This window comes from Gilvimarinus gilvus, from assembly GCF_030518155.1.
GTDB classification, from domain to species: domain Bacteria; phylum Pseudomonadota; class Gammaproteobacteria; order Pseudomonadales; family Cellvibrionaceae; genus Gilvimarinus; species Gilvimarinus gilvus.
In genome coordinates this window covers 1-321 of record NZ_JAULRU010000378.1, presented here as the reverse complement: position 1 = coordinate 321, position 321 = coordinate 1, and the positions used below count along the sequence as shown (strand labels likewise).

1 protein-coding gene is annotated in these 321 nt (G+C 54.8%); it reads right to left on the bottom strand.

Features of this window, described 5'->3' with window-relative positions:
• Positions 1-58: 58 nt before the first annotated feature.
• Positions 59-321: hypothetical protein (locus QWI17_RS06595; RefSeq protein WP_302721742.1), on the bottom strand; the 263-nt coding region annotated here is incomplete at its 5' end.

Below are 321 nucleotides of genomic sequence, written 5' to 3'. Positions count from 1 at the left end.
AGAGGCGCCGCTAGGCCAAAGGAGCAATCACGAAAGGCCTGGAAGATGGGGGAAATCTTTACTGATGGCATTCCTTATCGGCCATCATCAACTTGTGCTCTCGAATCATTTGACCCAGTACGTCGTCTACCAACTTGTCATGCTTTTCCATCCAGGCCAGATGCTCTTCGGCAGACATGTTCGGCGCGGGATGCTCGTTGTGCAGCTGGCTCATGATGTCTTCGAGCATGTTCATATGCGCCTTCATGTGCACATGCCGCTCGCCGACCGGGGCCTTCTCCGCCTGGTTCAGCACGACTTCTGCTTTGTCGCGCATCTGCT